This window comes from Zoogloea sp. 1C4, from assembly GCF_009469605.1.
GTDB lineage: Bacteria > Pseudomonadota > Gammaproteobacteria > Burkholderiales > Rhodocyclaceae > Zoogloea > Zoogloea oryzae.
In genome coordinates this window covers 1-1,237 of record NZ_SSXU01000107.1, presented here as the reverse complement: position 1 = coordinate 1,237, position 1,237 = coordinate 1, and the positions used below count along the sequence as shown (strand labels likewise).

Genomic DNA, 1,237 nt, shown 5'->3' with positions numbered 1-1,237 from the left:
TTCGTGCGCCTTATTTGATGGCTAGCCCTTTTCCTTCTCCTGACCTTAAATAAGGTTGACCGTTGTATAGTCCGTAGGTATTAATCACCTTTAGGGGTCTGGCGTTATAACCTTCTGTGTTGATTGGATTCTATCATAACTACTTAATTAGTAATTCTTAGTTAAACAATAGCTCTTTCCCTTTTATACGGTTGCATTTTAGAATGTCTAACTCTCTTTTTAGACTGATATTCAGCTGCTTTTCCTGATTGCTTAGAACCTGGAAAATGAGATTCTTTATAGGTCTTTCCCATAATTATAACACTCTAATTGCTTGTACTAAAAGATCAAAGATATAAGCGCATCCCTTTTTGTTGAGATACTCAATTGTAACTTCTTTTTCATCCAGCATCATCTCAATTTGTGGTCTAGTTAATTTGCCATCTTCAATCAATTTCCAAAAATTAGCATTGATTGCAGCAATATTCATTAGACCAGCTGCTGTACATACAGTAATAACATCTTTTAATATGTTTTCAATCATTTGTTTATTTGAAGAGCTAGTTGCAAATTTACTTGTTTCAAGTATTTCTGTATGTACTTCTGATAAACCAAGCTTTTTAGCCATAAGAGCTACTGCTGTTACAACACTTTCCTGATTAATTGATGCAGGAATTCCAATAATTACAAAGTTTAAAGATTTCATTTGATATGAATTTAAAGTTGTTTATAAATTTCTTGGCTATAGTACTTACCGCATCTTTCACAGTAAGTTCTTTTAGTAATAGGAATGTTTAATTCATTGTTATTAGGCTCATTTTTCCATTTGTGCCCATGAATTAAACATTGTGAACGTAATGCAACTTCTTTTTGCTTTTTAGGATTGTCTAATAATTCTAATTCAGCAAGTCGTTTAATGTTACTATGATAGGCTTTTAGCCTTCTGTAACTACTGATTTTCAGTTTGATTTTCTTAAAAATATTCATTCTTTCATATTTAATAGTTTTAATTATACAATATTTTGAGGACGTCTAGCTGCAACTAGATGGTTTTATCAATCTTAATTATATATTAACACACAATTTTTACTGTACGCTTACAGTAAATAAAGAAGGTATGTAACAATTTATACAATATATTGCAGTATATTGCAGGCTTGACGATTCACATCGTTGTGTAACTTCTACACTAATACAGCTTAATTGAAATACTAATTAAAATGACTCTCACTTATTTTTAACTCATAAGCAGATATAG

The 1,237-nt window shown here is 30.6% G+C and carries 1 protein-coding gene; it reads right to left on the bottom strand.

Annotated elements, in window-relative coordinates; all coding sequences use genetic code 11:
- Positions 1–295: 295 nt before the first annotated feature.
- Entirely contained in the window at positions 296–685 is a 390-nt protein-coding gene (locus tag GH681_RS23070; protein ID WP_153163831.1) for a hypothetical protein, read from the bottom strand.
- Positions 686–1,237: the final 552 nt, after the last annotated feature.